Here is a 24,050-nt window from a genome sequence, read left to right on the forward strand (position 1 = left end):
CAGGAGACATCCGGATGTTCCGTTGCTTCAAACTGTTGTTTGTTTTTTCTTCAATCTGGCTCGCGGCCTGTGCCGGCAGCCCCATGGTCACCAGCACCAACCAGACTCTAACCGCACCGGACCCGAGCAAGGCGCAGGTTGTTTTCATGCGCTCTTCCTTCGTCGGCTCCGCAATCAATGCGTCCCTATTCGAAGTGACCGAAAACGGTAACGAGTTCATCGGCATCATGGCCAATGGCACCAAGGTTTCCCGCGAGGTTGAGCCCGGTGAGCACACCTTTATGGTGGTGTCCGAAGCCGCAGATTTCATGCGCGCCGACCTGGAAGCAGGCAAAACTTACTACGCCATGGTCACCCCGCGTATGGGCGCCTGGAAAGCCCGTTTCAGCTTCCAGCCGGTACGTAAAGATGGCGAAGGCAAATTCAGCACGGCTTCTGATGAGTTCGGCGGCTGGGTTACGGGTACCAAACTGGTGGAAAATTCCCAGCAGTCGATTCTTTGGGCGGAAAATAATGCGGCGAGCGTGAACAAGAAGAAAGACGCTTACTACACCAAGTGGCAGGCTAAAGACGCCGAAGAGCAAGAACGTCAGAGCCTGAAGGCCACCGATGGTATTTGATCAGTCCGGAGGTTATATGAAGAAGTTGCGCAACTTGTTGGTGATTGGCGGTATCTCTGCGGTTTTGGCCGCATGTACCAGCCATCCACTAATGAATGTATATGATAGACCGGTGCCCGACCGTCTGGACGGCCAACCGCAGTCCGCTCAAACCGTCGCTAACGCAATCCAGGCCGGTTGTATCGACAAGGGCTGGGTTTGCCGCGAGGTGAAGCCCGGTGAAATTGATGCTTCCATCGCCGTGCGCAAGCACCGCGCCACGGCGGTAATCAATTACAGTGCCGAGCGTTATAGCATCGCGTATAAAGACAGCTATCTGCTGGATTACAACAGTGGCCGCAATACCATTCACAGGAACTACAACCGCTGGGTCAACAACCTTGACCATGCGATTGCGAAGAACCTGGTGAGATAATTTTTATCTCCGGCCCATCAAAAAAGCCCCGCATTGTTTCAATGCGGGGCTTTTTTGATGGGCCGGTAGGAAGCTAAAAATTCAGGCCCACGTTGATCACAAACGGCATATCAATACCGTCGTTGTCGCTGAACAGGTTGGCGTTGGAGAAGTGCTTCCAGGAGACCATCACCACCAGATCCTCGCGGGACTGCCAGTTGATGCGGGCGGCGTAGCCGACCTGGGCCTGAAAGGCGAAGTTGTTGTCCTGGTGGCGATTGCCCAGCTGGTTGCTGCTGATATAGCTGGGGCCGAGGGCGCGCACAAAAAAGTAGGGCTGGCCCCAGCTCTGTTTGCGCGGGTAGAGATTCAGCTGTGGATAAATGGAAACCGCGTGAAAGGATTTGTGCTCGTCCGCATCGGTTTCCACGCGGGTGTAGCTCACCCCCAGGTGGATATGCTGACGGTGGCTTTTTTCGAATTTTTTGAAGGAGTAATCGATGCCGTAGGTTCGGTTGGTCTGCGGGGAGTCCGGCTGCGGACCGCCGCCGGCGCTGATCAACAATTCGTTGGCTGCCGCCTGCTGGAAAAATAATACTGAAACTACAAATGCAAGCAGACGGAAAACCAATTTCATCACCTTTATTAGTCTAGTTTTCTGAAAATTAGCGAGGTATTGATACCGCCGAAGGCAAAGTTATTACTCATCACATACTCGGTATCAATCGCGCGCCCATCCCCCTGAATGTAGTCCAGATCCGCGCATTCCGGATCGACTTCCTGCAGGTTGATGGTGGGGTGGAACCAGCCACCGTGCATCATCTGGATACTCGCCCAGGCTTCCAGCGCACCGCAGGCGCCGAGGGTGTGGCCGGTGTAGCTTTTCATGGAGCTGATGGGCACGGCGCGGCCGAGTGCTTCGCGGGTGGCGCGGGTCTCGGCCACGTCGCCGCGGTCGGTGGCGGTGCCGTGAGCGCTTACGTAACCGATGGCGCTGCCGTCGATGCCGGCCTGGTCCATGGCCTGCTCCAGGGCGATCTGCATGGTGGGCGCCTGGGGCTGGGTGACGTGACGGCCGTCGGAGTTGGTGCCGAAGCCGACGATTTCCGCATAGATGCGCGCGCCGCGGGCCTTGGCGTGTTCGTACTCTTCCAAGATCAGGGTACCAGCACCTTCGCCGATCACCAGACCGTCGCGGTTCTTGTCGAAGGGACGCGGGGTGGTGCCGGGAGCGTCGTTATTGGTGGAGGTGGCAAACAGGGTGTCGAACACCGCCGCCTCGGTAGCGCACAGCTCTTCCGCACCGCCGGCCACCATCACCGTCTGGCTGCCGCAGCGAATGGCGTCATAGGCGTAGCCAATGCCCTGGCTGCCGGAGGTGCAGGCGGAGCTGGTGGTGTACACGCGGCCGCACATGCCGAAGAAGACGCCGATGTTCACCGGCGCGGTGTGCGCCATCATTTTGATATAGCTGGTGGCGTTCAGGCCATCGGTGCGATGGTTGATCAGCATGTTGCCGAAATCGCCGATGGCGGACGGGGTACCGGCAGAGGAGCCGTAGGAAACACCCGCCTGGCCGCTGTTGATGATGGTGTCATTCAGCAGGCCCGCATCTTCCAGGGCCAGTTCGGTGGCACGCACCGCCAGCAGGGAAACCCGGCCCATGCTGCGCACCCGCTTGCGGTTGTAGTGCGCGGGCTTTTCAAAGCCTTTTACCGGGGCACCCAGGCGGGTATTCAGCCCTTCGTATTTGTCCCAGTCATCCATATAGACCACACCGGACTGGCGCCCGCGCAGGGATGCTTCGATGGAGGCCCAATCCTGACCGATCGGCGACAGTCCGGCCATGCCGGTAACCACTACCCGTTTCATCAGCAGAGCCCACCGTTGACCGAGATCACCTGGCGGGTGATGTAGCCGGCGTGTTCGCCCATCAGGAAGGAGACGGTGGCAGCCACCTCTTCCGGTTTGCCCAGGCGGCGGGCGGGAATCATCTTCATGATTTCATCCATCGGCAGGTCGTCGTTGACCATATCGGTATCGATCAAGCCGGGAGCGACGCAATTGACGGTGATCTTGCGCTTGGCCAGCTCCAGCGCCAGCGCCTTGCTGGCGCCGATCAGGCCGGCTTTGGAGGCGGAGTAGTTCACCTGGCCGCGGTTGCCGGCGATGCCGGACACGGAGGTCATCACCACAATGCGGCCACCACTGCGGCGGCGCACCATGGGCATGGTGAGCGGGTGCAGCACGTTGTAGAAACCGTCGAGATTGGTGTGTACTACGCGGTCCCAGTCTTCCGCGGGCATTGCCGGGAAGGCGTTGTCGGCGGTGAGGCCGGCGTTGCACACCACACCATAATAGGCGCCGTGGGCTTCCACATCCGCCTCCAGAGCGGCGCGGGCGGCATCGCGATCGAGAATATCAAACTGCAGAATGCGGCTTTCGCGACCCAGCGCCACGATCTCGCTACCCACCTGCTCCGCCTCTTCGCGGCGGCTGCGGCAGTGCAGCACAATATTGAATCCATCGTTGGCCAGGCACAGGGCGATGGCGCGCCCGATGCCACGGCTGGAGCCGGTTACCAGTACCCAATCAGACATTCAGCGTTTTTCCTTCAGGTATTCTTCGATGTTATCCGGCTGATACACGTTCAGCCGCGCGGTCTGTTCGATGCCTTTGCCGCTAAGGCGGCACTCGAACGTCGCCATGCCGTTTTCCGCCTGCAACAGGCGCTCCACGGTAATCTGCAGTTGGCTGCCGCACTCAAACCAGGCCACGTTGCTGGCGAAGCGGCGGGTGCCGAGCAGGAACCCCAACTGCACCGGTTTACCGGCTTGGCGTGCGTGGTAGCCGGAAAAGGTGGCCACGGACTGTGCCATATATTCGATCCCCACATAGGCGGGTACGCGCCGGTTGCGGCTGAAGATGCCGTCGTCGCGCACGGTGAGCTGAGCGCGCAGGGTTTCTTCCTGCACCTCCAGCACCTCGTCCACCAGCGACATATCGCCGCTGTGGGGTACCAGTTCCTCAGCACTATAGGGCTGGGCCGGGGATGATGGATTCTGTTCCATTAGTTTCCCAGTATCAGTGAGCAGTTACTCCCGCCGAAGGCAAAGGAGTTACTCATTACATAGCGCGGTGCGACCGAGCCGTTGCTCGCGCGCACCAGATTCAGTGACGGCAGTGCCGGGTCGCGGTCGCCACCGTTACAGTGGGGTGGCAGCTGGCCGCGGGTCAGTGCCAGCCAGCTGAATGCCGCCTCCAGTGCGCCCGCCGCCCCCAGAGTGTGCCCGGTCATGGGCTTGGTGGACGAACAGGGTGTCGCCTCGCCCAGCAGCCGACTCACCGCGCGGCCTTCCATACTGTCGTTCTGCGGTGTGCCGGTACCGTGCAGATTGAGATAACCGATATCCGCGGGCTGCAGACCGGCATCTTGCAATGCGCCCGCCATGGCCGCCTCGGCACCGCAACCCTCGGGATCGGGGGCCGACATATGGTGCGCATCGGAGCTCGCCGCCACCCCACATAGACGCACCGGGCCGGGCTCGCGGCTCATGATAAACACGGCCCCGGCCTCCCCCAAATTGATGCCATCGCGGTCGGCGCTGAACGGGCGGGTATGCCCCGCGCTCAGGGCACCGAGGCCGTTGAACCCGGTCACGGTCATCCCGCACAGGGTATCCACGCCGCCGACCACCACCGCATCACATACGTCCATGGCCAACAGCCGGCGCGCACTGGCGAAGGCATTGGCGCTGGACGAGCAGGCAGTGGACACCGTCAGGCGCGGGCCGTCCAGCTGCAGATAGCGGGCGACGTATTCTGCCAGCGCAGCCATCTGTTGTTGATAGCGGTAGCGATAATTTTTCTGGCCCGGATCTGCGAGGTGCTGCTCGCCGCTGGCAATCCCCGAGGTGGAGGTGCCCATCACCACGCCAATGCGCGATGCACCCACACGCTCGATGAGGTGCTCCAGTGGCTGCTGCAGGCCGGACACCACCTGCTGTGCCAGGCGATTGTTGCGGCAGTCGTATTCCGCCAGGTGCGCGGGCACTTGCGGCAATGCCAACTCCACGGCACCGAAGCGGCTGTGCTCTGGGCCGAGCCAGGGGCTGCCCTGGCGCATGCCGTCGATGTCGCCGCGGAACAGACGCTCGGCGAGTGCGTCGGCATCCCCGTCGGTGGCGGTACCCAGAGCGCAGGTCAGGCTCATATGGTTCAGATAATAATCGGGCATATCTCTGTTCGTTCTCAGTCCCGGGCACAGATTTCCGCGAGGGTGCGCAGGCGGCGCCCGGCGCTGGCCACATAGGGATTGTTGGTATCCCAGGCGTAACCGGCGAGGATCGAGCAGATCATGCGCTTGATCTCCGGCTGCGGGTTGGGATGAAAGATTACATCCTGGAAAGTCCCTTCATACCAGGCGGTGACGTATACCTTGAACACATCGACACCCGCTTTTAGCGGCGCGGCAAATTCGGCCTGCCAGTCCACGGTCTCCCCACGCAGCTCCCGGTCCAGGCAATCGCTGGCGAGCTGGGCGGATTTCATGGCGATGGTGACGCCGGAGGAGAACACCGGATCGAGGAATTCCCCCGCGTTGCCCAGCAGGGCAAAGCCCGGACCGGTGAGGGATTTTACATCGCTGGCGTAACCGGTAATGCGCTGCACCGGAGTATCGAACTCGGCGTTCTCCAGGGTCGTGGCCAGATTGGGGGAGCCGGCCACCGCCGCGCGCAGGATTTCTTCCGGGGTTTTCCCCAGTGCCTCGATCTGTTCCTGCTTGCCCACCACGCCGAGGGACGCGCGGCCACCGGCGAAGGGGATCAGCCAGTACCAGATATCCCGCTGTTCCGGATGTACGGTAATCAGGATCTTGTCGCGGTCGAAACCGGGCTCATCGATGTTGTCCTGCACATGGGTGAACACGGACTGGCGCACCGGGAAATCCGATGGCCGGTTCAGGTCCAGCAGGCGCGGCAGCACGCGGCCGAAACCACTGGCATCCAGCACAAACTTGCCGGTGAAGGCCACCTGCTCGCCATCGCACTCGGCGATCAGCCGTGCATTACCCGGCTCGATTTCTGCGGACACGATGGTGTGGCGGTAATGGATTTCCGCCCCCTGTTTTTCTGCCTCATCCGCCAGCAACTTGTCGAAGTTGCCGCGCTGTACCTGAAAAGTGGTGCCGTGACCGGGGGAAAATTTGTCGGGAAAATCGAACGCGGTGCGCGCGCCAGCCCATTCGAAGGCGGCGCCGTTTTTAAACTGAAAACCGGCGGCGTTGACCGCGTCCAGCATGCCCGCCTGTTCGATAAATTCCATGCACTGGGGCAGCAGGCTTTCGCCAATAGAGAAGCGCGGAAATTCCTGCCGCTCGATTACCGCCACCTTCCAGCCCTTGCGCACCAACAGCGCACTGGCAATGGCCCCGGACGGACCGGCACCAATTACCAAAACATCAGCCTGGCATTCCTTCACCTGTTACCTCCGAAAAATCCCGTTGAAAACACCAGGGCGGCCAGGGTCAGTGTTGCCACCGTGCCCACCGCCAGGGTAAAACCAAAATCCGCAATGGCCGGCGTCTGCGACAGCGCCAGCAATCCGAAACCCAGTAGCGTGGTAATGCCCGCGAGCAGAATAGCCAGCAGCGTATAACTGGCCTCTTTGCGGTGACTGAAATAACCGAACACCGCGTAATCCACACCGATACCGAATACCAGCAGCAGCGCCGCCACATGAAAAAGATTGATCCCCGCGCTGAAAAGCGACGCAGCGGCAAACGCACAGGACACCGCCGCCAGTGGTAGCGCTGCAATCGCCAGCGCGCCGCGCCAGCCCGCGCGCAGTGCGATCACCAGGGTGGCGATCAGCAGAATCAGCGGCAGCAGCATTAACAGTTGATCGCGCTGCTTTTCCAGCACCGCGGCGATGGTGGCCGGAGGATTCTGGAAACTTACCCCGGGCAGATTTTTGCTGAGCGCGTTCCCATCAAATTCCGGCTTCACACCAAAAATACGCACCAGTGACAGGCACTCCCCCGCCTGACAGCCGAGCCACAACTGGCGGTGGGTTTGCGGTAACTGCGATTGCCACTGGGAAACCGGTACCTGCTGGAACGGACGCTGCAGCCCCTGCACCAGTGCTGCAGTTTCCTCACCGGTGTATCCCAGCTGCTGATAAAAATTTGAAACGGTCGCGGAGCGATAAAAACCGGCGAGCAGCGCGTGGTTTTGCTGCTGCACGGATTCTGCCGGCAGCAAGGCAGACAGTGCGGAATAGCCCTTGATCGTTTGACTTGTCGCCGCATCGAGCCACGCGGTCAGCGCCGCTTCCCGCTCCAGCAAGGTGTTTTCATCGCTGCCGCGCACCAGAAAATAGGCCGAGGCCGGGCGCACCGGCAGCAGCGCGTTGATACGCTGTTCTTCCGCTTTCAACTGTTGCGGCGGCTGATAGAACAGGCCCAGGTCGTTGGCCGGTTTGGCAATGGCAATGCCACCGATACCCGCAGCGACCATCAGCGCGATGGCAGAGGGATAGACCCAGCGGGGCAGGCGGGAAAAGATCGCGGAAAAATCGACGGGCCGCGGGCGCACTTTCAGCAGCGCGGGAAACAGCAACACGACCGTCAGCCAAGCGCCCAGCAAGCCAAAGCCCACAAATACACCCATCTGCTGCAGCAGTGGGAAAGGTGTGAGCGCCAGGGCAAAGAAGGCCAGACAGCTGGACAGTAATCCCAGTACCAGGCCGGGCATGATATCCCGGTCTTTTTTATGACTATTTTCATTCGCCGGCCCCGCATCCGGGCGCAAGCGGTTGCAGATAAAGTGGAAGGCATAATCGATGGCGAGGCCGGTGACCGTGGTGCCGAACACAAACGCAAGGATGTGCATGCTCCCCAACAACGCGATCACCGCCGCGGTGCCCGTGGCGATACCGCAGCCGATGGCGAACAGGCACAGCAGCAGCGGGCGCAGGGAGCGGAAGGTCACGATGCACAACAGCAGAATCGCCACTATGGAAAAGCCGCCGATCAGACGGATTTCACGCTGGGCACCGGCAGCGGCATATTCGGAATGCAGCGGTGCGCCGGCCACCAGCAATTGCAGGTTCTGCCCTGCGGCCCATTGCTGCAGTTCGTCCCGCAGTTTCAGGGTCGGAGTGTGCACACTGCCGCGTAATTCCAGCGGCTTGCCCTGGCTACGCACCAGGGTAAACAGGGTGTTGCCCTGCTGATAGATGGGAATATTGTCGATCAGTGCGGCAACACTGTTGCTGACCGCGCTGTTCTCCGCGGTAACAAAATGCTGAAAGGTGAAAAACGGATCCCGCTCCAGATCCAGCTGGGTGCCGGCGCTCTGGGGGCTGAAAATAAACTGCAGTTGTTGCCGGGTAACGGCTTCAGGGTTTTGCTGCAGTTGTGCGCGGACGGTGTGGCTCAGCAGCTGCCCGCGCAGGGGAAACAGGAATTGCCAGAGGTCGGCCCGCTCGCGGTCGGCGCCCCAGCGGAAGGTGGACTCGGTGACCGCGCTGCTGGCCTGCAGCTGTTCGCCGAGGGTGGCGGTGGCAGCGACCAGTTTTTGCGTCGCCGAAGGATCACCCTCGCCGTCTTCTGCGGCCAGCAGCCAGATCAGACTCTGCTGGAACTGCTGGTTGGCACGCTTGACCGCGCTTGCGGTGCTCTCGTCCAGGCCTGCGGCCAACTCGTCTTCTGCCAGTGCGACGATATCGGTCTGCAGCCAGCCGTCACTGAAGCGCAGCGCGGTGACCAGAGCCAACACACCACTGAGCAGTAACCACAGAGCCAGTCGCCGTTTCATGCGCCGCCTCAGTCCGAATCAAATTCGGCGAGAAACTGCGCGTCCTGCGCGGTGACCGGCTGCAGATTGAGAAATTCAATATCAGTGACCGACTGATTGCCTTCCAGCAGACGGATGCGTTGCACCGAGTCGTTGCCAAAAATTTCGATGGCATTCAGATATTTTTGCAGGCGCGCGTTGCGCGGACGCAGAGACATTTTCCAGCTGTCGCCGGCCTCGGCGGTTGCCGGGTCTTTTTCGTAACCGGCATCCACGTAAAACATCTGCTCCAGTGCGGCAAAATCGCCGTGCAGGATATGCATCATGGGCTCGGCCATCTGCCGGGAAAAGGCGCTGGAAGATCCGCCCTTACCTTCCCCGCCCATCACAATATGCGAGGCCACCGGCTGCAGGGTGCGCCAGCTGATGCCGTGCTGCTGGGACAGGGAAATCTTGCCCTCGGACTGCAGCGGGCGCGGCAGATTGGGCAGGGTTTTCTGCTGGCGAAATTCTCCCCGCATCTGTGCTGGCTGATGCAGCTGCCGGGAAATTTTCTCCAGGGCTTCCACGGTAACCTGCCGGGTCGCATCCGCATTAACCTGCTGCGCCTGTTGTGCATGCTGCGCATGTGCGCCCAGGCTGCCAAACAGCAAGCCGGCCACCGCGGTTGCGACAATGAACCCAAAAGATGTTCGACGTTGCTGTTTCATATTCAAGCCCCGGTGGTTTCCACTGCGACCAAGGACTCTTGTGCAGTCTTTGCCACACCCAGTTTTTCCAGCAGGATCGTTGGTGAAGCGAACTGCATTTCTTCCGTGCGCATATCCACCGCCACCTGCATGGTATGGCCCTTGGTCAAGCGCTCACCGCTGTCGCGGTCAAAGACCTGGTAGCTGACCTTGAGCCGGTTTTCGTATTCCGCAATCTGCGCGCGCACACGCACCACCTGGCCAAAGCGCAGGGGTTTGACGTAGCGCACGTGCAGGTCGATCACCGGCCAGGCGTAGCCGGAATCCCGCATCTGGCGGTAGTTGTAATCCAGTTGATCGAACAGCGCGCAGCGGGCGATTTCAAAATATTTGACGTAGTGGCCGTGCCAGGCGATTTCCATCATATCCACATCGTGGAAAGGCACTTCCAGTTCGATCTCTGCCCACCAGTGATCGGGGACGTGTTTTTTACTGGTCACCGTACAACCTCCAGTGACGCTGCTGGATCAGGTCAATAAATTTGCGCAGGTCTGGCTCCAGCTCGCGATCCTGTTCCAAAAATTCAAACGTCGCCGCCACCTGTTGCAGGGTGGCCTGCACACCGCCGGACAGGCTGTCTTCGCGCACCTGGTCGGCGCGCAATCGCAGCTGCACGCCCTGCCAGGACATGATCAGAGCGGCGGCGGTGACCTGTTCGGTGAGCTGCAGTACGCGCACGCAATCCCGTGCGGCGATGGTGCCCATGCTCACCTTGTCCTGGTTGTGGCACTCGGTGGAGCGGGAGAAAACACTCGCCGGCATGGTCTGCTTCAGCGCTTCCGCGGTCCAGGCACTTGCGCCGATCTGCACCGCCTTGAAACCGTGATTCAGCGGGCGGCGCTCGCCGGTGGCGCCGGTGAGGTTGGCCGGCAGGCCGTTGTTGAATTTGATATCCGCAAGCTGGGCGATCTGCCGGTCCAGCAGGTCCGCCAAGTTGGCCACGGCATTTTTCAGGCTGTCCATAGCGAAGGCGATGTGGCCGCCGTAGAAATGGCCACCGTGCAGTACCTGCTCGTGTTCGCCATCGATAATCGGATTGTCGTTGGCGCTGTTCAGTTCGGTCTCGATAAACTGGCGCAGCCACGGCAGGGAATCCTGCAGTACACCGATGACATGGGGCGCGCAGCGCAGGGAGTAGCGATCCTGCAGGCGGCTGCACTGGCGCGGCGCGTCGCCCACGTTCAGGTCGTCGTGAATCCAGCGCGCGATCTGGTTTTGCCCGGGGTGGGGTTTGACCGCGAACAGCGCATTGTCGAAGTGGTAGGCATTGCCCTGCAGGGCCACGCTCATCAGCGCGGTAATACGCGCGCTCAGCTGACACAGGTATTCCGCGCGACTGTAGGCGAGGCACGCGAGGCCGGTCATCGCCGCGGTGCCGTTCATGATCGCCAGGCCCTCTTTCGGGCGCAGTTTCAGCGGCGCTATGCCCTGCTCGGCAAAAACCTCGGCGGTCTTGTGCTGTTCGCCGCGGAACCACACCTTGCGCTCACCGGCCAGCACCGCGGCCACATAGGACAGCGGGGTCAGGTCGCCACTGGCGCCGACGCTGCCCTCCTGGGGAATCACCGGAATAATGTCTTTCTGCAGCAACAGTTCCAGCTGTTGCAGCAGTTCATAGCGCACCCCGGAGCTGCCGCGGGCGAGGCTCGCCATGCGCGCGCCGACAATCGCGCGGCTCTGTTCCAGGGTAAACATATCCCCCAGGCCGCAGCCGTGGAAGGTGTACAGGTGCCGCGGCAGCTCTTCCACCAGGTCACCGAGAATATTCACCGTGCAGGAATCGCCGTAACCGGTGGTCACCCCGTAGATCACCCCTTCCTGCTGCCACAGCTGGTCGAGAAACTGGACGCCCTTTTCGATGCGCGCAATAAATTGCTCGTCGGTGGAGAGTTTCACATCCGCTTTGCCGCGCGCGATCGCGTTGATCTGCTCGACACTCAACGGGCTACCGTCAAAGAGCACCGGGGTACGCTGCATGACTGCGCTGTTCATAAGGCTTGATTCCAGAAGGGATAAAAGTTGTACCACTGCAGGGGCGCCTTTTGGCAATACTGCTCCAGGCGGGCTGCGTAGGTCGCGATCAGTTCGCGAATATGGGCTTCGCGATTGCCCCGCTCCATGACCACCTTGTCGCAGAGCTTGTCCAGATGAATGTCGTAGCCCGCATCGGTGCGCAGGCAGAACAGGGTGTACACCGGGCAACGCAACAGCGCACCGAGAATATACGGCCCCTGGGGGAAAGGCGCTTTGCGGCCGAGAAATTCCGCCTCACAGGTGCGGCCGATAGAATCCACCGGCGTGCGGTCACCAACAATCACCACAAATTCACCGCGCTCTACGGACTCGGACAACTGCATCGCCAGCGCCGGGGAAATTTCCGTCACCTGGGTCAGGCGCAGCTGGCTGCTGGGGTTGAGCAGCTTCATCATGCGGTTGAATTTTTTCGCATGCTTGGTGTGCACCAGCACGTTCACTTTCATGCTGGAGTGGAAGCTGCCCAGTGCGCGACACACCTCCAGGTTGCCGAGATGGGAGCCAATCAGAATACCGCCCTGGCCCTGCTCCGCCAGACTGTGCAGATACGCCTGATTGGGGAAGTTCATGCAGCTGCGCGGAATGCCCACAAACCAGGCTTCGAGCTTTTCCCGCGCGCTGTCGGCAAAATTCAGAAAAATACGGAATGCGGTGTACCAAGTGGAGCGCACACCGGACTCAGGAAAGCGCCGGGAAAAGAGGCCCAGGTATTCGCGAATGGCGCGGCGGCCGGCGCCGTTTTTCAGGAAATAACACAGAACCACCGGGTACACCGCGATCTTGAACGCGATGGGACCGAGGCGGTGGTGCAGCAGAAACAGGAATTTGATCCCAAGGAAAAAACCCTGCTCGCGGTAACGGGACCAGTGCAGCGCGCTCATAACACCACCCGCTTAGCGGGGCGGCGGAACAAACGCGCCAACATGCCGAAGAACAGCCGCGTGTGCATGGCGGAGATCAGCCAGTTGTCGTGGAAGCCGCGGAAGTGGGAAACGCCGTCCACCGGATAGCAGACCTTTACCGGCAACTGCACCAGGCCGTAGCGGCGCCAGTGCCAGCGCACCAACACTTCCGGGTCGAAGTCCATGCGGTCGCCGGTGTATTCCTCGTCGATAAGGGTCACCGTCTGTGCCAGTGGATAACTGCGCAGACCACACATGGAATCTTTGATTTCCAGGGAGCGAGAATTGATCCACACCCACACGTGAGTGAGGTAGCGGGCGATAAACCGGCCCAGGGGTACGCTCTCGTCGTACACCGGGTAGCCGCACACCAGCGCACCGGGCTGCTCGCCGCTGTGCTGAATAAACTGGGGAATATCCGCCGGGTTGTGCTGGCCATCGGCATCGACCTGGATGCCGTGGCTGTAGCCAAGTTCGAGTGCCGCGCGCAGGCCAGATTTTACCGCCGCGCCCTTGCCGCCATTTTTCTCGCGCACCACAAGGTGCACCCAATCTGGATTTTCAGCGGCGAGTGTTTGCAATACTTCGCGGCAAGGGGCATGGCTGCCGTCGTCCACCAGTACGCAGGGCAGCTGGAATGCCCGCAGGGATTCCACGGTGGGGGGGATGGCGCCCTCGTGGTTGTACACTGGGATGACAAAGCAGAACCTAGGCATGCTGGAAACTCAGTTTGCCGCTGCTGAATTCATCGCTTTCCCAGAAAAAGCGGTAGCTGAGTTTTTGCTTCTCGGTATCGAAGGACAGCTCCAGCTCTGCTTGTTCAAAGGGCACCAGCAACTGCTTGAACTTAATATTTTCCATACCGGCGAATTCGCCGGGAATCTGCAGCAACTGCTTGCCGAAGTGCACCGCCCAGTCGATCTGCACCACGCCGGGCACCACCGGTGCGGTATCAAAGTGCCCCGGCAGGCATGGTAAATCCGCGGGGATACGCAGCATCGCGCGCGCACGTTTTGGCTGTGCATTGTCATCGCGATTGTCGTCGCGATCGATTTCGGTGGCTTCTACCTGCGGCAGCATCGCCGCCGGCACGGAAAATTCGTGGTCGTTTTCAAACGCTTGCATCAACAGCTCTCTCGGGCTTTTGCCCTGTTGATTGACCGGGATTTCGCGCACAAACCGCCAGGAGCGCGGCAGTGCCACGCCGTCCAGGTCTGGCGCCAGCCAGGCGCGCAGTTTGCGCATCAGTGCAGACTTGCCCTGCTGGCTTAATTCAAGTGCGCCTACGCGCGTTGGCACCACCAGCGCACCCAGTAGATCGCGGCTGCGCTCCGCATTTTTAGGCAGCACCAGTACCTTCGCACTGGCCACCAGTGGTGACGCCGATAGCAGTTGTTCCACCTGAGTAAGGGAAATGCGCTTTTCTTCAATCTTGGCGATGGCATCGGCGCGGCCGCGCAGTTCAAAGCGCTCGCCCACAAACGCCACGCAGTCCTGGGTGGCAAAGCCGGATTCAACCCACGGGGACTGCACGTGCAAAAGCGGCGTTTGCGATTCCGCAGTTTGATAGGTATCCAGCGCCACGCCGGCCAGGAGTGTCCACAGGATGTTGCCATCCTGCTGTTGCCGCCAGGCGATACCGCCGGTTTCGGTGCTGCCGTAAATCTCCAGCGGCCAGTGCCCGCTCAGCGCGGCAATCGCGGCGGCGTCGTCCACGGCCAGTGGTCCGCCGGAAGAAAATATACCGCTGAGATGTTCCGCCTTGTGCCAGGGCCAGGCGTCGTTACGGCGGCTCAGTTGTGCGGGGCTTGCCACCCACAGTGCCGGTGTCAGGCGCTCGGCATCGTCCAGCAGTGCCGCCACATCCACATAGGTTTTCCCCGCAAACGGGCGACCGCTGGCAAGTGGCCACAACAGGCGGAACAGTAAACCGTAAATATGCTGGTGGCTGACGGTAGCGAGCACCGTGCAACCGGCGGTGATGGCCTGCCACTGCTGCTGTTGCGCGCTGATTTCTGCCATCAGCTGCGGCAGGGTTTTATCGATGCGCTGCGGCTCGCCACTGCTGCCCGAGGTAAACAGTTGCAGGGTGCCGGTAAACGCCTGCGGCAGCGCGCCTTGCGGTGCGTCCGCCAGCGCCGGAGTCGCAACAGCGGCTTCCTGCGCGGGCCATTCGCCCAACCACAGGTCGATGCCGTCAATTGCGTTGGCAAGCGCCGACGCGGTCGCGCGCTTGTTGTTGGCGGGAATCACCAGCTGCAGATCGCAGCCGAGGCCGGCGAACAGCCACACGCAGAATACGTAGGTATCGGTACAGTAAAGTGCAGCGCGCTTCAGTGTCGACGACTGTTTAGATTCGCTTAATTCGCTTAAATAGGCACTGGCATCGGCCAGGTCGCGTTTGAATTCCGCGAAGGAAATGGCGCGGCCGTCGGCGCCGATACAGAAGATCGCATCGTCTGTGGAATAGCCAAATATTTCTTGCCACTGCATCGCGCGCTCCATAAAACCACCGCTCGCTCAGGAGGCCGCGGCTTGACGGCGCACGCGACCGCGCACCAGCCACTCAACCGCAAGCAACAGGCCCATCAGCAGATAGGAAAGCAGGCCGTTGTAGAGGGCCCACAGGTCCAGGTCACCGTGCAGTACGGTGGCCGTGGCAATCAGGCCATTGACCAGGAAAAATCCGCACCACACCTGGGTGACCCGGCGGGTGTAGGCTACACCGCTCTCCGGCAGATCCGGTTCGCGAATCCGCGCCAGCCGCTCGATAACACTCTGCGACTGGAACAGCAGGCTGTGGGCAAAAATGCCCAGCATCAACAGGTTGCAGAATACCGGGTACCACAGCAGACCTGCGCTATCGCCGCGCAACCAGCTGGTGGCAGCGAGCACTGCAAGAATGGCTGCCAGTGCACCGGCGCCGATGCGCCCGCCGGCACTGTCTTTGGCGTTGCCGCGCAGCATAAATACCAGGCGCAGCCCTGCCACTGCCAGCAACAGTGCCAGCAGGTAGCCGAGGGACAGGTACTGGATACCGAAGTAGACCGCGAAGGGATACGCGGTTACCACGAGTACCAGAACAGCCTGCGCCAGCCGCGACATTACTCGGCCACGACCTTTTCGATCGCGGTGACCACGTCACCGACGGTGCGCACGCTCTTGAATTCTTCCGGCGCAATTTTTTTGCCGGTGAGTTCTTTGAGACGCACGATCAGGTCGACCGCGTCGATGCTGTCGATATCCAGGTCGTCGGACAGATGCGCGTCTTCGCTGACATCGTCCGGCTCCACTTCAAACATCTCAACCAGGATGTCCTTCAGCTGGGTAAAAATGGCTTCTCTGTTTTCAAACATCTTTTTTTCTCTGTTTTCCGGTGCCCGATGCGGATCAGGCGCCCTGGCTTTCCGCCACAAATTTCGCCAGGTTGTTCACACTGGCAAAGTGGGTTTTGGTGTTTTCGTTTTCCGCATCGATACTGATGTTGTATTTCTTCTGCAGGGCCAGGCCCAGCTCGAGGGCGTCGATGGAATCGAGACCGAGGCCTTCGCCAAACAGCGGCTCATCCGCCTGGATGTCTGCCGGGGTTACGTCTTCCAGGTTCAGCACGTCGATAATCAGAACCTTGAGTTCCTCAACCAGATTGCTCACGCCGCTTGCTCCTCAGTGAAATACACTTTTAATTGGTTGGTAATTTTTCTCGCCGCGAGCGGCGTTTCGTCCAGTTCCCGAACCGGAATCAGCTGCTCGCCATCGGTAATATCAAATTCAAAATGCGGCCGGGACTTGGGAATGCTGTACCAGGGCACATTCTTCATCAGCATCGGCGGATTGCAGCGAATGGTCACCAGGGTCGGTGTCACACCGGCGCGCAGGGCCATATAAGCGGCGCCCCGCTGCAGCCGCAGCGCCTTGCCCGGCACCGTGCGGGTGCCCTCGGGGAACAGCACCACGCTCTCACCGCGCCGCAGGGATTCCGCGGCCATGGCGATGATTTTTTCCGGATCGTCGTTGGGGATATAACCCGCGGTGGTCACCGCGCCGCGCATAAACGGGTTGCGGAACAGGCTGGCTTTCACAATGCAGTTGGCATTGGGCGTGCGCGAAATCAGAAACACCACATCGATCAGCGACGGGTGATTGGCCAGCACCAAGCGGCCGGGCTCGCGCAGCTTTTCCTCGCCGTGCATGCGGTAGGTATAGATACCGGTGACATGCATAAAGCCGATAAAAGATTTGAAAGCCCACTGCACCATGCTGCGCGCCTTGCGCTGGCGCACGGCCTGATCGCGATAAACCAGCTTTAGCGGCGGGAACAGCACAAACCGCAACACCAGGCCGCCGAGCCCAAACAGGCTGAACGCGGTGGCGGTGGCCAGCAGGCGCAACCAGTAGCGGTCGCGACGCCGATTGCCGGGCATCTTGATATGCGTTGTGGCAGAAGTGGTATTGGCCGATTCAGACATTGGTCGCTCCGCGATCTTCATTCCGCGCCAGTTCCAGCGTCCAGCCCTGCCCCAGGGGCAAATTCCCCGCGCCATCCACCAGCGCGGCGATCAGCGGCAGCTGGTACTCCGGCTGAGAAAAGGCGGATTCTGCCGCTTGCGGTGATCCATTTTTCAAACGCGCCGTATATCCACCCTCACTACCTGCGCCGGCCTTGAGAAGCAGGCTGGTGGCGCAGATGCGCGCGGGGCTGACGGTGTTGTGCAGGTAAAGCTCCGGCAGCGGCTCTTCGTAAAATTGCAGCAGCAATTCATCGGTGCCCGCTATGCCTTCCGCCAGCATGCCGGCGGCTTCCAGCAGTCCGCTGAGCAGCGGGTAGTCACCACCGGCCAGTGCCAGGGCCGGCGCATGAACGCCGAGGGAAATGGAGAGCTGGCCGACGATGGCGTTGTGTACCGAGAGGCCGAAGGCCGTGGGCGACAGCGGTTCACCGGCGGCCACATCCTGTAACAGGGCGTAGGTGCGTTTGGCCTCACCGTGCACGGAGCAGCAGAGCACCGGCATATCCCGCCCGTTCAGCAGCGGGTGTGCGGTGGCCATGGCGGCCTTGGACAGGAGGCTCAGGCGACGGCGCTGCATGGCCGGCAGGAAGCTGGCGTCGGGGATTGCCTGTTCGGCGAAGTCTAACTCGCCGTTGCGCCAGCGCTGCCAATCGGTGGCATCGCTGACCCCTGGCGCCCAGGCGCGCCATGCGGATATTGTGAATTCAGACACCAGTTTTTCAATGGAGCCGAGCCCCACCCCTCAAAAAAGCCAGATGCCGGCACGAGCCCTGGTTACCGGCATTGGGAAAATGTTCAAATTGCCTGGCGGATAAAACAACCTCGGCCGCCGACGCGGCCCAGAATGGTACACAAACTGACCAATTTCTACCAGCTGCACATAGTGCATTTGAACCAATTCCGACCAAAACGCTTCAGTCAGTCCTTATATCCATGTGCCACATGGGTTGTTGTGAGCCGCCTCAGTCGCCTCGCGCGTAAAGCGCCCCAAAAAAATCTCCCCGCTTCCAGCGCGGCTTTTTATCCCCGTCCGTCACTTCCCGCGCAATTGCATAGTTCACTTCGGCAAATTGCTGAGCGGCGATGTAGTTGACCTGTTCGTCGGCCTTGTCACCAGGCTGGTGGTAGCGGGTTTGGAGAAATTCGACCTGGGCTTCGGTGCCGTTGATGTTCTTGTCGATGGCTTCGCGGCCGGTGATCAGGTAGATCGCGGGTACCCCCTGACGCACGAAGCTGTAGTGGTCACTGCGCACGAAAATCACCTGCTCCGGCATCGGGTCCGGGCTCAGTTTCAGGCCGGTGCGCTCGGCGGCGCGGGCGGCGGTTTTACCCAGGCTTGAGTGCTCAGCGCCAAAGGCGATCACATCTCTGAACGGATACAGCAACATGGGCATATCCAGGTTGATGTTCGCCACCATGGATTTTGGTGGCACCGGCGGGTGCTGGGCGAAGTAATCGGAGCCCAGCAGGCCTTCTTCTTCGGCGGTCACCGCGACGAATAGAATCGAGCGGCGCGGGGCGCGGCCGGATTCCGTAAACAGCCGCGCGACTTCCAGCATTACGGCGATGCCCGCGGCATTGTCCTGGGCACCGTTATTAATGGCGTCTTCGCCACCCCCACTGGGGCCGATATGGTCCAGGTGTGCGGAAAAAATCACATACTCGTCTTTCAAGGTTGGATCGCTGCCGGGCAGCAGGCCCACCACGTTGGGGCTGATGATCTTGCGGTGCTCGGCACTGCTGGTGAGCGTGGCGCTGTAGGGCAGCGGGAATCCCTTGGGCACGACACCGTTTTTCATTTCGGTGTACACAGTGTCGAGGCTGCGCGGTGCGCCCATAAACAGCTGTTTGGCGGCGGGCATGTCCAGCACGACGCCCGGGTGCATGCCGGGAATGGCATTGCCGGGAATGTCGTCCGCACGCAGCCAGTCGAAGCTGGGGTCGTTCAGGTGGTCGACAGAACGTGCGAAGGGGCGGCGCGCCTCGCGGGTCGGTGTATTCAGGCTGATATAACCCACGGCGCCGCGACGGGCGGCCGTGTCGCGCTTGGTGCGACCGGAGGCGTAGTGGGCACCCACTTCGTTCGGCAACTGGAGCGGTCGGCCATCCAACACCACGACGATTTTTCCCTGTACATCCAGCCCGGCGTAATCGTCGAGGCCGTAGTCCGGCGCTTCGATACCGTACCCCACAAATACCAGGCCTGCGGAAGTGGCTGTGTCTTCGCCGATCGACGGTGGGGAGGCAAGAAAATCTTCGCCCAACTCAAACGTGATGTCGCCGTCGCGGCCGTGCAACATCAGGGTCGCCCTGCTATCGCCCCAGTGGGCCTCGCGGAAAGGCACGGGTTGGAAGTAGTCATCGCCGGTGATGGAATGCAGGCCGAGTGCCCTGAACCGGGCGGCCACGTGGTCGGCCGCCTGTTGATAACCGGCGCTGCCAGTCTGGCGCCCCGCCAGTGCGTCCGCAGACAGGTACTCCACATCTGCGCGCATTTTCTCCATATCCGCGCTGGGGATGGGCAGAAGCCCGCGCACGCTGTTACAGGAGCTGATGCCCACGCCAATCAGCGCGGCCAGAATACCCACCGCAACAGTGCGGCCGGCAAGTCGTTTTATTCTCATGCGGGGCTCGTCGGAGTCATTCTTGAACTTATGGAATGAACCGGAGCTTATCACGTCCCCTATGGCCGACACCGGCGATTGGCGGACATCAATGGCGTGGGGCAAGTCTCATAAAGCTGCTGGCCACGGCGTTTTCGGCAAGTTCGTGCGCGCGATCTGCACAGAAATCACCGTGGCCGCCGAGCAGGTGGTAGAAAGGGAGATTCAGCAGGCGCTGGAAATCCGCCGCCAGCCAGCGCTGGTTGTTCTCGTGTTCGGGGGTCGCACGCCGGCACCAGCCAGGGGCCACCTGCATACCCTGGTGTACACCGCTCATGCGCAACATCCACTTGCCGGCCCAGCTGCAGCCGGTCCAGCCGCTCCAGAATTGCAGTGCATCGCAGGTGAGCAGCAGGCCGCCCGCCTGAGGGATCAGTAGTGCCGCTTCCGGTACCCGGCTGTTGCTGAATTCAAACACCCGCCCACCGGTTACCGGGCAGGTGCCACCGTCGGTGAGAAACTGGTCGGCGGGGGGCAGCGGGTAGTGATCTGAGTGCGCCTGGCGCCAGAAGAAGACATTGAAGCGATCGCGATAGTAGAGATCGTCACAGCCGTGGTAGTAACCGAGCCGCACCGCCTGGCGCACGCGTCCGAGCTCGCACAGGCGCTCTTCTTCCAGGCGCCGCAGGCGTATTGGATTCACCAGTAACAGATCGTCGCCGTTGCGCAGGATGCCCATATTGCGATTGACCACCACCCGCGGTGCGATCCGGGCGGTGCCGCGCACCACAAAAAAATCCGGCAATACCTGATGGATATGGCCGTGCGGCAGCGGTGCTGGGTAAGCGATATGCATGGTCTCGACAAGCTCCTCATCGGCGCTCCCTGCCGGACATCGGGTTTTCTGCGTCGTTTACCGCGGAACGAACTCGCCAGCTAGCTGTACTGCAGGCGATTGCTGATGCCGTAAACGATCTGCATGGCCTGAGCGGCATCGGGCTCGCTCACCAGCAGGTGCTCGTGGTGACGCGCAGACACCACATTGGCCTGGATACCGGCATCCGCCAGTTCGCGCACAATGATGCCGGTGAGACCCGGCACCTGCAGACAGGCGGAATACTGCAGGGTGATCTGCCGGTATCCGCCCTCGTCGGGCAGGGATTCGCGCTCGGCCACTGCTTTTGGCAACAGCGCACACAGGCCTTCCCGCTCGCGGAATACGCACAGGCAATCCTGGAGCAACCCCTGCAACTGCGTCTCATCCAGCTGGCACATCACCAGCGGCTCGCGGTTCAGGATCGGGGTCAGGCGCTGTAGCAGCTGGTCGATTTTTACCTGGGCATTCACGATGTTTTCCTCTCCCGTGGGTTGCGGTATTGGGTTCACTGGATAGGGTCAGTTGGGCCGTCGCTGTTGCGGCTTTGCGGATTTGTCTTTCACCCGGGCTTTTGCGGTGCTCTTGCGCTGCCCCGGTGCCTTGGCCTTTGCGTCCTGCGGGGCCGGGCCAAACTCCTCCCCTTCGAATTCGGGCTCCCCCTCCACCGGTGAGGTATCCACCAGCTCCTCCGTCACTTCCTCTTCCATTTCCCAGCGGTCCAGTGCCATGTCGATATCTTTTTCGACATCCATGCGCGGGAATTTCGGGCAGGGCGCATCTTTTTCCGGGTTGTGCCAGCCGGACAGCGGCGCCACAAATACCACCAGGGATTTGTGCAGGTAGTTCCGGCCGATACTGGCTTCGGTCCAGGTGGTCTGCCAGGCGTATTTCCCTTTGACCGCGTAATCGCTTTCGTAAGATTTGAGGGTGAGGAAATAGGGGTACAGGCGACCGCCGCGGCACACAATTCGGCGCTCGGTTTTAATGTTGGCCATCTGGGTAAACGGGTCGAAGTACCAGCGGATATCGTAGCCGTAGGAAAACTTCATTTTCTCGCCGCTGCGGCTGAACGCGTAGGAGCGGCCGGTGCCGTCTTTGTTCAGGCTCCACACGTGCTGGGCCTCGCCATCCCGGGAAATCAGCCAGTTACCTACCCACTGGGTGGCCTTCAGGCGGGATTCTGCATCCCAGCCGGGATACTGGGCATCTTTTGACGGCTGCTGTGAAGAGGATTGCTGTGTGGCCTGGGGCCCGCCGCTCTCGGCATCCGCGCCGTTGAGGGAGTCGTCCTGGGCCTGGGTATGCAGGCAGTATCCGATCGCCGCGGTGGCCAGCGCCCACAACACCGGGCGCAGTAGTCGGGGCTCTCTCGAAACTTGTCTCGAAACTTGTCTCGATGAACGCCGCGATGGAATAAAGCGTTGCTGCTTCACAGCCTGCCTCCGCTTGCGCTTTATTCGTCCCTGAAAGATTGGCCACCCAATGGTGTTGCCGCTATGGCCACCGGCAGATCGATCCTGACCCGCCCGGCAGCTCGGCGCTGGATTGTGCACTCTGGTGTTCACGCCCCGATCCCTGCCTCAGTTGGCGGTCGAGGCGGTCTGCTGGGTTTCCTTGCCTTCGCCCTGGTAAAGATTCGGGCACTCGGCACCGTGGTTGGGGGTTTCCCAGTCCGGCAGGCGACGCTGGAAGGCCAGAATACCGCCGTTGTGCTGGCGCCAGTGGCGGCCGTCGATCACGTTGAAGTCTAAGGTGACGGGGCTCCAACCGGTAAATTGCGCGTAGACCATGCCGCTGTTGCAATGCAGGGTCCCGCCGGTGCGGATACGCACGATGTCTCCCTCAATACGCCAGGAGATTGCAAAGCCGTGGGTGAGCTGGCCGTCCTTGCGGAAGCCGTGCGCAAACCCGGTGCCATCGGACTTGAGCTGCCACACAAGCTGCTCGTCGCCCTGCCCGACCACAAGCCAGTTGCCGGCCCACTGGCGGGCATTGGATTGATCGGGGGTCTGCTCTTGGGCGGAGGCGACCATGGGAACAAGAAAAAACACCACAAGCACAAGGACATAGGCCTGCAGCAGGGACAGGAGGACGGGACGGAAGGACAACTGACGCAACAACTTCATGCGGCACTCTTCTCTGTTGGGTTCAACGACTGGCGGTTTTTTGATCAACCTAATTAAAAGCCTAGTCGTTAATCTCAACAGTGGCAGCAGATGCGACAAATTTCTTTGATTCGGCGCCAGACCACGCTAAGTGGACGCGCGCCATATGAAAAAGAGTGCGGTTTTTATTTTCGCGGCCGGCGCAGCCCGTACCACAACAAGGCACCCACCCCCAGGGCGACCAGGAAGAGCAGCGCAGCCCAGCCGTAGATGGCGCCGCCGGAAGACGGCTGCAATTGCTCCCGCGCGCGCACCACATTGGCCTGCAGGCGCTGGAACTTGTCGATGACCTCGTTGCTGGGGGCGCGGTCGAGGATGGACTGGCGGAGCTCCTGCCACTGCTGGTCGAGCTGTGCAGCCAGCGCCGGGTTCTTGTGGACGAGCTGGGGGCGCGCCTGGGCGTAGCCTTCGCGCAGGCCGAGCATCAACTGGTGGTAGGCGCTGGCGGTGTCGCCGCCGCGGTAGGCCGTCTGCGCCAGGTACAGCAGCCCGGCGGCGCGCGCCAGCGGGTGTTGCAGATGCGCGGTTTCCCGGGGGTGAGCGCGCCACCACATCAGCGCAGTGCGAGCATCCGCGGGCAATTCTGCGGGACGCAGTACCGCCATCCCCGGCAATCCCACCAGGGCGGGATATTCCTGGGCGCGCTTGTGCGCGGGGGCGTTCTCGGGCGCAGCAAAGCCCGCCACCATCACCGCCAGTGCCCAGCGCTCGCGGCTGCTAAGGTCGCCGTCTACAGCGTTGTCGTGGGCATCGTTACGGGTGGGTTCGAGCACGTTGTAAAAGTCGTACAGGCTCAGATTGGCCATACGCGCCGGGTCATTCAGATTGCGTTCGGCCTGGTGGGCATCACCCCGCTCACCGTGGCAGTGCTGGCAGCGATCCTGATAGAGCGCGCGCGCCTCACTGGCGGGTGGCAGCGGCTCCGCCGGCGATCGCGGCAATTGATACAGTGCGGCAAACCGGTCGGCGGCGCCATTGGCGCGCTGGCGCACAACCGCCGCGGGGGCGCGATTGTCGATAGCATCGGACAGGGCGCGCAGGTTGTCCTGCAGCTGGGTGCGCCCGGGCTTGTCCGGGAGGCGCTCCAGCAGGTCGGTCGCCACCCGTACGTTGCCCTGTTGCTGGCGATACAGGCTGCGGTCGCGGATAGCCCCGTCCGCCACGGCTTCCGGGTAATCCACACCGATAAACGACAACAGGCTGACCGCGCGCGCGGCGGTGTCGCGATTTTCCTGATCTGCGGCAGGCTGCGCGCAGGCCCATGTCCCCACCAACCACAGGGCGAGGGAAAGCAGACGGAGCTGGCGCGGGCGGTTTCTGGGCATGATCGTAGTGGCGTACATTTTTTTGGAACCCTGTTTTAGCCTAGCAGCACCGTGGAGTACAACGTCCGCATGCG

Annotated in this window: 26 protein-coding genes; 2 read left to right on the forward strand and 24 right to left on the reverse strand. The window is 61.2% G+C overall.

Going from position 1 to position 24,050, the window contains the following annotated elements:
* The first annotated feature begins 14 nt into the window (after positions 1–14).
* Both Q1A74_RS14940 and Q1A74_RS14945 read left to right on the forward strand, forming a co-directional pair.
* Entirely contained in the window at positions 15–620 is a 606-nt protein-coding gene (locus Q1A74_RS14940) for a hypothetical protein (protein WP_299597917.1), read from the forward strand.
* A 16-nt stretch (positions 621–636) separates the two neighbouring features.
* Positions 637–1,035, forward strand: a complete 399-nt coding sequence (locus Q1A74_RS14945) for a hypothetical protein (protein ID WP_299597919.1) — start codon at positions 637–639, stop codon at positions 1,033–1,035.
* Positions 1,036–1,108: 73 nt separating this feature from the next.
* Here Q1A74_RS14945 and Q1A74_RS14950 read toward each other — a convergent pair whose 3' ends face one another.
* The 24 genes from Q1A74_RS14950 to Q1A74_RS15065 form a co-directional block, all read right to left on the reverse strand.
* Positions 1,109–1,651, reverse strand: a complete 543-nt coding sequence (locus Q1A74_RS14950) for an acyloxyacyl hydrolase (RefSeq protein ID WP_299598394.1) — start codon at positions 1,649–1,651, stop codon at positions 1,109–1,111.
* 8 nt (positions 1,652–1,659) lie between these two features.
* Positions 1,660–2,886: a beta-ketoacyl-ACP synthase gene (locus tag Q1A74_RS14955; protein ID WP_367275411.1), complete on the reverse strand. Its 1,227-nt coding sequence runs from the start codon at positions 2,884–2,886 to the stop codon at positions 1,660–1,662.
* A complete protein-coding gene (gene fabG / locus Q1A74_RS14960; protein ID WP_299597921.1) occupies positions 2,886–3,614 on the reverse strand; it encodes a 3-oxoacyl-ACP reductase FabG in 729 nt (242 codons plus the stop codon). The genes Q1A74_RS14955 and fabG overlap by 1 nt, the downstream gene beginning before the upstream one ends.
* Positions 3,615–4,085 carry a hotdog family protein gene (locus Q1A74_RS14965; RefSeq protein ID WP_299597923.1) on the reverse strand — a complete coding sequence of 157 codons (471 nt, stop codon included), beginning with the start codon at positions 4,083–4,085 and terminating at the stop codon, positions 3,615–3,617. It abuts the gene before it with no gap.
* On the reverse strand, positions 4,085–5,251 hold the full coding sequence (locus Q1A74_RS14970) for a beta-ketoacyl-ACP synthase (RefSeq protein ID WP_299597925.1): 1,167 nt from the start codon (positions 5,249–5,251) through the stop codon (positions 4,085–4,087). Before Q1A74_RS14970 ends, Q1A74_RS14965 begins: the two co-directional genes overlap by 1 nt.
* 14 nt (positions 5,252–5,265) lie before the next feature.
* Entirely contained in the window at positions 5,266–6,495 is a 1,230-nt protein-coding gene (locus Q1A74_RS14975) for an NAD(P)/FAD-dependent oxidoreductase (RefSeq protein WP_299597927.1), read from the reverse strand.
* Positions 6,492–8,834: an MMPL family transporter gene (locus Q1A74_RS14980; protein WP_299597929.1), complete on the reverse strand. Its 2,343-nt coding sequence runs from the start codon at positions 8,832–8,834 to the stop codon at positions 6,492–6,494. The genes Q1A74_RS14975 and Q1A74_RS14980 overlap by 4 nt, the downstream gene beginning before the upstream one ends.
* 8 nt (positions 8,835–8,842) lie before the next feature.
* The gene (locus Q1A74_RS14985; RefSeq protein WP_299597931.1) at positions 8,843–9,523 is read right to left on the reverse strand and encodes an outer membrane lipoprotein carrier protein LolA; all 681 of its coding nucleotides are present in this window, start codon (positions 9,521–9,523) and stop codon (positions 8,843–8,845) included.
* A gap of 2 nt (positions 9,524–9,525) precedes the next feature.
* Positions 9,526–10,002, reverse strand: a complete 477-nt coding sequence (locus Q1A74_RS14990) for a thioesterase family protein (RefSeq protein WP_299597933.1) — start codon at positions 10,000–10,002, stop codon at positions 9,526–9,528.
* Positions 9,992–11,554 (reverse strand): histidine ammonia-lyase, encoded by a 1,563-nt coding sequence (hutH, locus tag Q1A74_RS14995; protein WP_299597935.1) that lies wholly within the window; start codon positions 11,552–11,554, stop codon positions 9,992–9,994. Before hutH ends, Q1A74_RS14990 begins: the two co-directional genes overlap by 11 nt.
* A complete protein-coding gene (locus tag Q1A74_RS15000; protein ID WP_299597937.1) occupies positions 11,551–12,477 on the reverse strand; it encodes a hypothetical protein in 927 nt (308 codons plus the stop codon). The genes hutH and Q1A74_RS15000 overlap by 4 nt, the downstream gene beginning before the upstream one ends.
* Entirely contained in the window at positions 12,474–13,214 is a 741-nt protein-coding gene (locus tag Q1A74_RS15005) for a glycosyltransferase family 2 protein (RefSeq protein ID WP_299597939.1), read from the reverse strand. The genes Q1A74_RS15000 and Q1A74_RS15005 overlap by 4 nt, the downstream gene beginning before the upstream one ends.
* Entirely contained in the window at positions 13,207–14,991 is a 1,785-nt protein-coding gene (locus tag Q1A74_RS15010; protein WP_299597942.1) for an AMP-binding protein, read from the reverse strand. The genes Q1A74_RS15005 and Q1A74_RS15010 overlap by 8 nt, the downstream gene beginning before the upstream one ends.
* A gap of 27 nt (positions 14,992–15,018) precedes the next feature.
* Positions 15,019–15,603 carry a hypothetical protein gene (locus Q1A74_RS15015; protein ID WP_299597943.1) on the reverse strand — a complete coding sequence of 195 codons (585 nt, stop codon included), beginning with the start codon at positions 15,601–15,603 and terminating at the stop codon, positions 15,019–15,021.
* The gene (locus Q1A74_RS15020) at positions 15,603–15,854 is read right to left on the reverse strand and encodes an acyl carrier protein (protein ID WP_299597946.1); all 252 of its coding nucleotides are present in this window, start codon (positions 15,852–15,854) and stop codon (positions 15,603–15,605) included. Before Q1A74_RS15020 ends, Q1A74_RS15015 begins: the two co-directional genes overlap by 1 nt.
* Positions 15,855–15,888: 34 nt before the next feature.
* Entirely contained in the window at positions 15,889–16,149 is a 261-nt protein-coding gene (locus Q1A74_RS15025; protein ID WP_299597948.1) for a phosphopantetheine-binding protein, read from the reverse strand.
* Positions 16,146–16,964 (reverse strand): 1-acyl-sn-glycerol-3-phosphate acyltransferase, encoded by an 819-nt coding sequence (locus tag Q1A74_RS15030; protein ID WP_299597950.1) that lies wholly within the window; start codon positions 16,962–16,964, stop codon positions 16,146–16,148. The genes Q1A74_RS15025 and Q1A74_RS15030 overlap by 4 nt, the downstream gene beginning before the upstream one ends.
* Positions 16,957–17,718 (reverse strand): beta-ketoacyl synthase chain length factor, encoded by a 762-nt coding sequence (locus Q1A74_RS15035; protein ID WP_299597952.1) that lies wholly within the window; start codon positions 17,716–17,718, stop codon positions 16,957–16,959. Before Q1A74_RS15035 ends, Q1A74_RS15030 begins: the two co-directional genes overlap by 8 nt.
* A gap of 250 nt (positions 17,719–17,968) precedes the next feature.
* Positions 17,969–19,630 carry a M28 family metallopeptidase gene (locus tag Q1A74_RS15040; protein WP_299597954.1) on the reverse strand — a complete coding sequence of 554 codons (1,662 nt, stop codon included), beginning with the start codon at positions 19,628–19,630 and terminating at the stop codon, positions 17,969–17,971.
* 88 nt (positions 19,631–19,718) lie between these two features.
* Positions 19,719–20,465, reverse strand: coding sequence for a hypothetical protein (locus Q1A74_RS15045; RefSeq protein WP_299597957.1), 747 nt, complete (start codon positions 20,463–20,465; stop codon positions 19,719–19,721).
* Positions 20,466–20,545: 80 nt separating this feature from the next.
* Complete coding sequence (locus Q1A74_RS15050) at positions 20,546–20,956, reverse strand: ACT domain-containing protein (RefSeq protein WP_299597960.1); 411 nt, start codon at positions 20,954–20,956, stop codon at positions 20,546–20,548.
* Between the two features lie 48 nt (positions 20,957–21,004).
* Positions 21,005–21,919: a hypothetical protein gene (locus tag Q1A74_RS15055; protein ID WP_299597962.1), complete on the reverse strand. Its 915-nt coding sequence runs from the start codon at positions 21,917–21,919 to the stop codon at positions 21,005–21,007.
* 147 nt (positions 21,920–22,066) lie between these two features.
* On the reverse strand, positions 22,067–22,612 hold the full coding sequence (locus tag Q1A74_RS15060) for a hypothetical protein (protein ID WP_299597964.1): 546 nt from the start codon (positions 22,610–22,612) through the stop codon (positions 22,067–22,069).
* A gap of 164 nt (positions 22,613–22,776) precedes the next feature.
* The gene (locus Q1A74_RS15065) at positions 22,777–23,994 is read right to left on the reverse strand and encodes a hypothetical protein (protein WP_299597967.1); all 1,218 of its coding nucleotides are present in this window, start codon (positions 23,992–23,994) and stop codon (positions 22,777–22,779) included.
* Positions 23,995–24,050 lie beyond the last annotated feature (56 nt).

This window comes from uncultured Microbulbifer sp. (assembly GCF_947504145.1).
In the GTDB taxonomy this organism is placed as follows: Bacteria; Pseudomonadota; Gammaproteobacteria; order Pseudomonadales; family Cellvibrionaceae; genus Microbulbifer.

Excerpts from the sequence above, each read along its gene's own strand:
- Q1A74_RS14980 (WP_299597929.1), bottom strand. The coding sequence starts at position 8,834 with ATGAAACGGCGACTGGCTCTGTGGTTACTGCTCAGTGGTGTGTTGGCT.
- Q1A74_RS15015 (WP_299597943.1), bottom strand. The coding sequence starts at position 15,603 with ATGTCGCGGCTGGCGCAGGCTGTTCTGGTACTCGTGGTAACCGCGTAT.
- Q1A74_RS15020 (WP_299597946.1), bottom strand. The coding sequence starts at position 15,854 with ATGTTTGAAAACAGAGAAGCCATTTTTACCCAGCTGAAGGACATCCTG.
- Q1A74_RS15030 (WP_299597950.1), bottom strand. The coding sequence starts at position 16,964 with ATGTCTGAATCGGCCAATACCACTTCTGCCACAACGCATATCAAGATG.
- Q1A74_RS15010 (WP_299597942.1), bottom strand. The coding sequence starts at position 14,991 with ATGCAGTGGCAAGAAATATTTGGCTATTCCACAGACGATGCGATCTTC.
- Q1A74_RS15060 (WP_299597964.1), bottom strand. The coding sequence starts at position 22,612 with ATGAAGTTGTTGCGTCAGTTGTCCTTCCGTCCCGTCCTCCTGTCCCTG.
- Q1A74_RS15000 (WP_299597937.1), bottom strand. The coding sequence starts at position 12,477 with ATGAGCGCGCTGCACTGGTCCCGTTACCGCGAGCAGGGTTTTTTCCTT.
- Q1A74_RS14970 (WP_299597925.1), bottom strand. The coding sequence starts at position 5,251 with ATGCCCGATTATTATCTGAACCATATGAGCCTGACCTGCGCTCTGGGT.
- Q1A74_RS14950 (WP_299598394.1), bottom strand. The coding sequence starts at position 1,651 with ATGAAATTGGTTTTCCGTCTGCTTGCATTTGTAGTTTCAGTATTATTT.
- Q1A74_RS14940 (WP_299597917.1), top strand. The coding sequence starts at position 15 with ATGTTCCGTTGCTTCAAACTGTTGTTTGTTTTTTCTTCAATCTGGCTC.
- hutH (WP_299597935.1), bottom strand. The coding sequence starts at position 11,554 with ATGAACAGCGCAGTCATGCAGCGTACCCCGGTGCTCTTTGACGGTAGC.
- Q1A74_RS14945 (WP_299597919.1), top strand. The coding sequence starts at position 637 with ATGAAGAAGTTGCGCAACTTGTTGGTGATTGGCGGTATCTCTGCGGTT.
- Q1A74_RS14965 (WP_299597923.1), bottom strand. The coding sequence starts at position 4,085 with ATGGAACAGAATCCATCATCCCCGGCCCAGCCCTATAGTGCTGAGGAA.
- Q1A74_RS14985 (WP_299597931.1), bottom strand. The coding sequence starts at position 9,523 with ATGAAACAGCAACGTCGAACATCTTTTGGGTTCATTGTCGCAACCGCG.
- Q1A74_RS14955 (WP_367275411.1), bottom strand. The coding sequence starts at position 2,886 with ATGAAACGGGTAGTGGTTACCGGCATGGCCGGACTGTCGCCGATCGGT.
- Q1A74_RS15040 (WP_299597954.1), bottom strand. The coding sequence starts at position 19,630 with ATGAGAATAAAACGACTTGCCGGCCGCACTGTTGCGGTGGGTATTCTG.
- Q1A74_RS15005 (WP_299597939.1), bottom strand. The coding sequence starts at position 13,214 with ATGCCTAGGTTCTGCTTTGTCATCCCAGTGTACAACCACGAGGGCGCC.
- fabG (WP_299597921.1), bottom strand. The coding sequence starts at position 3,614 with ATGTCTGATTGGGTACTGGTAACCGGCTCCAGCCGTGGCATCGGGCGC.
- Q1A74_RS15045 (WP_299597957.1), bottom strand. The coding sequence starts at position 20,465 with ATGCATATCGCTTACCCAGCACCGCTGCCGCACGGCCATATCCATCAG.
- Q1A74_RS15065 (WP_299597967.1), bottom strand. The coding sequence starts at position 23,994 with ATGTACGCCACTACGATCATGCCCAGAAACCGCCCGCGCCAGCTCCGT.